This is a genomic window from Baaleninema sp. (assembly GCF_049974805.1).
In the GTDB taxonomy this organism is placed as follows: Bacteria; Cyanobacteriota; Cyanobacteriia; order Cyanobacteriales; family Geitlerinemataceae; genus Baaleninema.
The window spans coordinates 1-6,849 of the sequence record NZ_JBNGCO010000089.1; the positions used below are offsets into that span (position 1 = coordinate 1).

General features: G+C 48.6%; 6 protein-coding genes. 3 read left to right on the plus strand and 3 right to left on the minus strand.

Translation table 11 applies throughout. The features are described 5' to 3' along the window. Positions 1–74: 74 nt before the first annotated feature. The 3 genes from fabG to ACP5D4_RS15910 form a co-directional block, all read right to left on the minus strand. Positions 75–839 carry a 3-oxoacyl-[acyl-carrier-protein] reductase gene (gene fabG / locus ACP5D4_RS15900; RefSeq protein ID WP_428012609.1) on the minus strand — a complete coding sequence of 255 codons (765 nt, stop codon included), beginning with the start codon at positions 837–839 and terminating at the stop codon, positions 75–77. Positions 840–993: 154 nt separating this feature from the next. Further along, positions 994–1,812 carry a SirB1 family protein gene (locus tag ACP5D4_RS15905; protein WP_428012610.1) on the minus strand — a complete coding sequence of 273 codons (819 nt, stop codon included), beginning with the start codon at positions 1,810–1,812 and terminating at the stop codon, positions 994–996. Positions 1,813–1,848: 36 nt separating this feature from the next. Beyond that, complete coding sequence (locus tag ACP5D4_RS15910; RefSeq protein ID WP_428012629.1) at positions 1,849–2,700, minus strand: alpha/beta fold hydrolase; 852 nt, start codon at positions 2,698–2,700, stop codon at positions 1,849–1,851. A 952-nt stretch (positions 2,701–3,652) separates the two neighbouring features. Between ACP5D4_RS15910 and ACP5D4_RS15915 the strand changes: the two genes are divergently transcribed. The 3 genes from ACP5D4_RS15915 to ACP5D4_RS15925 are packed head-to-tail and all read left to right on the plus strand — an operon-like array spanning position 3,653 to position 6,456. Next, positions 3,653–4,426, plus strand: coding sequence for an SDR family oxidoreductase (locus ACP5D4_RS15915; protein ID WP_428012630.1), 774 nt, complete (start codon positions 3,653–3,655; stop codon positions 4,424–4,426). Further along, positions 4,427–5,599, plus strand: coding sequence for a hypothetical protein (locus ACP5D4_RS15920; RefSeq protein ID WP_428012611.1), 1,173 nt, complete (start codon positions 4,427–4,429; stop codon positions 5,597–5,599). Then, positions 5,596–6,456 (plus strand): mechanosensitive ion channel family protein, encoded by an 861-nt coding sequence (locus ACP5D4_RS15925; RefSeq protein ID WP_428012612.1) that lies wholly within the window; start codon positions 5,596–5,598, stop codon positions 6,454–6,456. Before ACP5D4_RS15920 ends, ACP5D4_RS15925 begins: the two co-directional genes overlap by 4 nt. Positions 6,457–6,849: the final 393 nt, after the last annotated feature.

Sequence of the window (6,849 nt, forward strand, 5' to 3'; positions counted from 1 at the left end):
ACTACGGGAACCTGGCTGCTCCCAAGCCCCGTCGCTTTAGCGCGGGGTCAGTGACTTCCTCCGATTGCGGAGAATTACGCCATCACCATTCCGCCATCGACGTTAAAGGTTTGTCCGGTGATGTACGCCGCCGCCGGGTCCGCCGCCAGGAAGCGAATCAATCCCGCCACTTCTTCGGCTTTTCCATACCGTCCCAAAGGAATCGCTTTGAGGATTTCGTCAGCGGCTAAGCCTTCGGTCATGTCCGTTTCGATGAATCCGGGTGCAACGGCGTTTACTGTGACGCCGCGACTGGCTAACTCTTTGGCCACGGTTTTGGTAAATCCGATGACGCCGGCTTTGGCTGCACTGTAGTTGGCTTGTCCGGGGTTCCCCATCTGTCCGGCGACGGAGGCGATGTTGATGATGCGGCCGGTTTTCTTCTTCAACATCAGTTTACTGACGGCTCGGGTGCAGAGAAACACCCCCGTTAAGTTTAAATCGATAACCACCTGCCAGTCTTGGGGTTTCATCCGCAGCAACAGGGTATCGCGGGTGATTCCGGCGTTGTTCACCCAAACGTCAATTTTGCCCCATTTTTCGGTGGTGGCTTTCACTAAGGCGTCCACTTGTTCGGCGTTGGATACGTCTGCTTGGACGGCCACCGCTTCGCCTCCCATTTCTTGAATGGTTTTCACCACTTCGTCGGCGGCGGTACTGGAACTGGCGTAGTTGACGACTACGTTCGCCCCTTCTGCGGCTAAGGCGAGGGCGGTGGCTTTTCCGATTCCCCGAGACCCGCCAGTGACGACTGCCACTTTATCTTTAAGCTGTTGCAAGTTTTCCGGTTTCGCCTCCATTTGGTCTTCCTCTGTTAATGTGAGCGATTCACTATTTTAGTGGAGAAAGGGAGCGGTTAACGGGATTGGGGGTCGGGGCGAACGGCGGTTCGCCCCGAGGACGGTCGGGGTATTTTAGGCAGATAAATACCCTGGATTTTTTAAGATAAAGTTGTTATCGATCGAGTTTTTTTAGTAACTGTTGAATGGTGGAGGCGTCGGGGGCGTTGGGACGCATTTCGAGGTAACGTTCTAAGTCTTGGGTGGCTTCGACTGACCGTCCGGCTTGGTAGTACAAGAGTCCGCGATCGCGTAGTTCCATGATGGAATCGGGATTTAATAGCAAAATTCGCTCGATCGCACTTAAGGCTTTGGACATTTCCTGTTTGGAAATATATACGGCTTTTAAGTTCGTTAGCATCCGCACGAGGAACAGTCGCGAACTAATGGGTTCGAGAAATTCGGGACGAAATCGAATTGGTTGTCCGTACACTTGACGCAGGCGGTTTTCGCAATCTTCGGGAAACATTACTTCGCCGCCGTTAAAGACATCGATGAAAATTCCCGCGTCTTCAAAGTTGGGGCGGATGATGAAATGTCCCGGCATTCCGATGCCTACCATCGGAAAATCGAGGCGTTTGGCAATTTCTAAATAGACTAAAGATAAACTGATGGGAATTCCTAACCGTCTGTCGATGACATCGTTGAGATAGCTGTTTTGGGGATTGTAATAATCGTCTCGATCGCCTTGAAATCCTAAGTCGTCAAATAGATATTCGTTGAGGGCTTTAATCACCCGCATGGGATAGCGTTCGGCGGGCAGTTTTTTGGCGGCTTCTGATGCCATTGTGTCTAAGGTGTTGAGATATTTCTCGATGTCGAGTTCGGGATATTCTTCCCAGGCGATGCACAAGGCGGCGACGGCTAAGTCGATGTTATCGTCGTCTCGGTTGATTTCTTGGTAAAATCGTTGTCGAGGGAGTGAAAATTTCATGCGATCGATTCAATTGATGATAAATTTACAATGATTTTACGGGGAAACTGGGTGTTGTTTGAAATACTCTAAAAGGGTGACGCTAAAAGCTTCGGGTTCGACTAAAAACGCCCAGTGATTGCCGGGAACTTCCCGGATTTCTAGTTTTTTTAAATATCGACGGTAGGGCTTCAGTTGAAAGGCGGTTCGGTTGAGTCCTTCGAGGGGTTTGACGAACAGGGTCGGAACGTCGATTTCTTGGGTCAATCCTGACACTAACATTACGTCTTCAAATACGCCGTCTCTGGCGTCTTCGGTGAATTTACTGCCCCAAGTTCCGTTGGGTTTTTCTTCGATACTTTCTTTGAAGGCGTTCTGTTGTAAGGCACTCCAGCCGCGATACTGTTTTAGGGTTTTGGCTCGTTCTACGGCGGCGTCGTAGGTTTCAAAGGGTCCCATGCCTTTGAGAAAGGGTAACACGCGGTAAAGGAAGGGAAAGGTAAGGCGAAACAATTCGGGAAGTTTGCCGATGAAAAAGGGATCGACGAGTACGGCAGTGTTAAACTGTTCGGGGTGTAAGGTTGCCCACTTTGGCACCACTTTTCCCATCCACGAATGTCCGACAATGTGAGCGGAATTCCAGCCGAAATGTTGCATTAAATGCTGTAAGTCTCGGATAATATCGATCGATCGATATCCGGTTTTGGGTTTGCTACTGTTGCCGTGTCCCCGCAAGTCTGGGGCGACGACGTGATAGGCTGAGGAAAGGGATTCGCCGCAATTCGACCACACCCCCGCATGGTCTGCGAGTCCGTGTAGCAATAAGACGGGTTCGTTTCCGGAAACGCCCCATTCGAGATAGGATAGTTCGATTTCGGGTAGGGTTACAGTCTGTCGCACAGCCTTGATTTTGCGATCGCGTAAGTCCAAATCCTAGCATCAATGCTCGTCGCGTTTTGCATCTTCTCTCACTTCGACGGGATTGGCTGTGTGGGGTTACGATTCGCAAGACCCCCAGAATCTTGGAAATTCTAGGGGTCTCGGGGGAAATTGGAAAAGTCTTGATTTTCTCTGGGGAGGCGTTGAATAAAAAATCAAGCGTATATTCAGGTTCAGCCCATGGCTTCTAGTTTCAGTTTAGCTCGTCGAACCGGAAATGTCAATCTTTTCTTGGGCGCCGATTTTTTTTAAGGTTTTGAGAGAGTCTGACACCGTTTTTTGGAGAAACTCAGTTTCCCGCATGGGAAATGGAGAAATTGCTCCCGTCTGGGATGTTTCGAGTTGGGGAAATCTCCAGAAATTTGGAATCTCTCAAGTGGGAAACTCAAATTGGGAAAAGTCTTGATTTTCTCTGGGGAGGCGTTGAATAAAAAATCAAGCGTATATTCAGGTTCAGCCCATGGCTTCTAGTTTCAGTTTAGCTCGTCGAACCGGAAATGTCAATCTTTTCTTGGGCGCCGATTTTTTTTAAGGTTTTGAGAGAGTCTGACACCGTTTTTTGGAGAAACTCAGTTTCCCGCATGGGAAATGGAGAAATTGCTCCCGTCTGGGATGTTTCGAGTTGGGGAAATCTCCAGAAATTTGGAATCTCTCAAGTGGGAAACTCAAATTGGGAAAAGTCTTGATTTTCTCTGGGGAGGCGTTGAATAAAAAATCAAGCGTATATTCAGGTTCAGCCCATGGCTTCTAGTTTCAGTTTAGCTCGTCGAACCGGAAATGTCAATCTTTTCTTGGGCGCCGATTTTTTTGAGGTTTTGAGAGAGCGTCAAAAACGGATTTCCTTCAAAAACCCTATTTCTGGCAACGGTTTCTCGAAAAAAATGTCCTAAACTGAGAAAGTCGAAACGTGAAAGGATCTGTGATGGGGTCTGTCAAAGATCGAATCGTATTAATTACGGGAGCCAGCAGCGGAATCGGAGCGTCTTGTGCGAAATTCTTTGCGGAAGCGGGTGCCAAACTGATTTTAGCAGCCCGTCGCTTCGATCGACTCGAAACCCTCGCCGCCGATTTACACCGACATCATGGAACTGATGTTCGTCTCCTGAAACTGGACGTTCGCGATCGCCAACAAGTGGCGGAAACTCTGGCTGCGTTACCCGAAAATTGGAAAGATATCGACATTTTAATTAATAATGCTGGATTGAGTCGAGGACTGGACAAGCTTCAGGAGGGGGATATCGACGATTGGGAAGAGATGATTGACGCCAACGTGAAGGGATTGCTTTATGTGACTCGCGCGGTGGCGCCGGGAATGGTGGAACGCGATGGCGGACATATTATTAATATCGGTTCGATCGCCGGACGACATGCTTATCCTAACGGGAATGTTTATTGTGCCTCGAAGGCAGCGGTTCGCGCGATTACGCAAGGGTTGAAACAGGATTTATTGGGAAGTTCGGTTCGCGTCAGCGAAATCGATCCGGGTTTGGTGGAAACGGAGTTTAGTGATGTGCGATTTCATGGGGATAGGGAACGGGCGAAAAAGGTTTATGAAAATTTGACGCCGTTAACGCCAGAGGATATCGCGGATATTGTTTTATTTTGTGCGAGTCGTCCGCCCCACGTCAATATTAGTGAGGTGTTAGTGGTTCCCACGGAACAAGCCACCGCTACGCAAGTTGTCAGACGGGGATAAATGGAAGTCCAAATCGGCAATTTTTTGGCTCGCGTGCGATCGTGGTTTCCCAAGGCTCAGGCGAAATTAAAGGAACAGGCTGCTGAGTTGGAAGCGAAGTTTTCTGATGCCGATCGAATTCCTTTGAATTTTACGCTTCGTCAAAAGCTGATCGATCGCCTTCTGGAACTGGATTCGCCTAATCCTTATTGTGAGGAGGTGCGATCGATCCTTTCGCAGCGGTTGAAACAGTGGCAACAGGACGAAACGGCTCCCAACGGACTGGCGGTTTTGGGATCTCCTGTTGAAGTCTTGCCGCGACTTTTGGAAAATACGCTTTTCTCTTGGGGATACGATGGGGTTTTACTGATTAAAACGGTAACTGAGGTGATTTCTCCCCACGATGTTTCGGCGACAATCGAACAACTTCGTCAAACGGTGGAATCGGAGTTTATGGGTTCGATCGATCGCAATCTCGTTATGGTGATTCCCGATTTGAGTCGCTGTTTTTTACGCTGCGTTGATGGATTGGACAGTATCGACGTTTTACAGGAATACGTCTTGCGCGATCGATCGCGATTTTGGTTGATGGGATGCGATCGATGGGCTTGGAACTATCTCGATCGTATTTGTAATCTGTCGGTGAGTTTTCCCGAACCCGTCGCCTTACCGCCTCTTTCCCCGGAAGAGTTAAAAATCTGGTTGTCTCCCGTTTGTCACCTCGCCGATTGTCAGTTTGAAAAAGAACCGGAAAATGGAAATTTTGAAAACGGCGAACTCGAAGAGGACTTCTGGAACTCGAAACCCGAAAAATCCTATTTCCACCGTCTCGCCGAACTGTCGCTCGGAAGTGCGGCGGTGGCGGCGAATTTGTGGCTGCGATCGCTCCACCACCTCGAAGGAGAAGCGGGGATTTTCGCCGAACGTCCCCAACTTCCCGAACTTCCCCTTTTAACGAAAGACGATCGATTTCTTCTCTATTCCCTGGGTTTACATCGAAAAACCAGCGTCGAAGACTTAGCCAAAACTCTCGGAGATACCCCCCTCGAAGTGTTTCAACGAGTGCGTCGGCTGCAATCTTCTTCTTTAATTCGACAACAGGAGGAATTGTGGGAACTCGAACCCGCCCACTATCCCCGGTTATATCGAGATTTAAGTAACAATCAATTTCGCATCGGAGACTTGAAATCGTGACCGGGTTGAGTTCTCCTCTGTTTTGGCTGGCGCAAAGTAACGGAAACGCTGCCAACGACGCCGCCGAAATTTTTAAAGAGATTACCGCCCTAAAACTGGTTCAGGCGATCGCCATTGTCGCCATCGCCTATTTCAGTACTGTGGCGATCGATAAATTCGTGCGGTGGTTGGCAGAAAAAGTTCCCCTGCGTTTCCGATTAGCCATCGCCCAATCGCTCCCGTTTTGGCAAGCTTTTGTTTTAGGATTGGCAATTGTCGTTTTGCTGGGGTTGTTTCTCGACTTTTCGGCCAACAACCTCATCGCCATTACCGGAACGGTCGCCGTCGCTTTGGGATTTGCCTTTAAAGACTATGCCAGTTCGGTGATTGCGGGAATTATCGCGTTGTTTGAAAGTCCCTATCAGGTGGGCGATCGCGTCACGATTGGAAACCAATACGGGGAAATCATCAATTACGGTTTGCGGGGCATCCGCATTCGCACCCCCAACGACGATATCGTGTCGATTCCCCACAATAAAATCTGGACGGATGCGATCGTCAACGCTAATAAGGGGAACGTGGAAGCTCAAACGGTTGTGGATTTTTACTTCGCCCACGATATCGAGATCGATCGCGTCCGCAAAATCCTCGAACGAACTGCCCAAACCAGCAAGTACACCCAAATCGACTTCCCGATTTTAGTGATTATCGAAGAAAGCCCCTGGGGAACCCATTTCAAACTCAAATGCTATCCCATCGACGCGCGAGACGAGTTTCTGTATAAAACCGATTTGATTCGACGCGCCAAAGCCGCCTTGTCTGAGATGGGAATTTCTTACCCAACGCTTTCGTTTCGGGAAGAAGAAACCTTTTGGTAATTGAGAGGTTGGCGTGGAGAGTTGAGAGTGAAAGTGTTTTGGAGATTGGCTTCGTTTTTGGGATTTTTGTTAGGAGAAACCCTTGACGTTTTCGCTTCCAACTGTTAATTTAAAAATAGCGTGTTATGAGTGAAAATCTGTCTCAAAGGTTGCTTAAAAAATCAAAACCTAGATATATCAAGGGTTTCGGCGGATAACATCTCGATCGAACCTGTAAAATTTTCCCAAAAAATCTCTCGGTGTTGACTGAATTTCCCCAAAAATCGACCTCTTTGGGGGATGGAAATCGGGAAAATGAGGGGATATCCGACAAAACCCTTCTCTGTGTTCTCCATGTCTCTGTGGTGAAGACCTTTTAAAAATCGGTCGATCGAAAAGGTTGACGTTTCGGTT

Excerpts from the sequence above, each read along its gene's own strand:
- fabG (WP_428012609.1), bottom strand. The coding sequence starts at position 839 with ATGGAGGCGAAACCGGAAAACTTGCAACAGCTTAAAGATAAAGTGGCA.
- ACP5D4_RS15905 (WP_428012610.1), bottom strand. The coding sequence starts at position 1,812 with ATGAAATTTTCACTCCCTCGACAACGATTTTACCAAGAAATCAACCGA.
- ACP5D4_RS15915 (WP_428012630.1), top strand. The coding sequence starts at position 3,653 with ATGGGGTCTGTCAAAGATCGAATCGTATTAATTACGGGAGCCAGCAGC.
- ACP5D4_RS15920 (WP_428012611.1), top strand. The coding sequence starts at position 4,427 with ATGGAAGTCCAAATCGGCAATTTTTTGGCTCGCGTGCGATCGTGGTTT.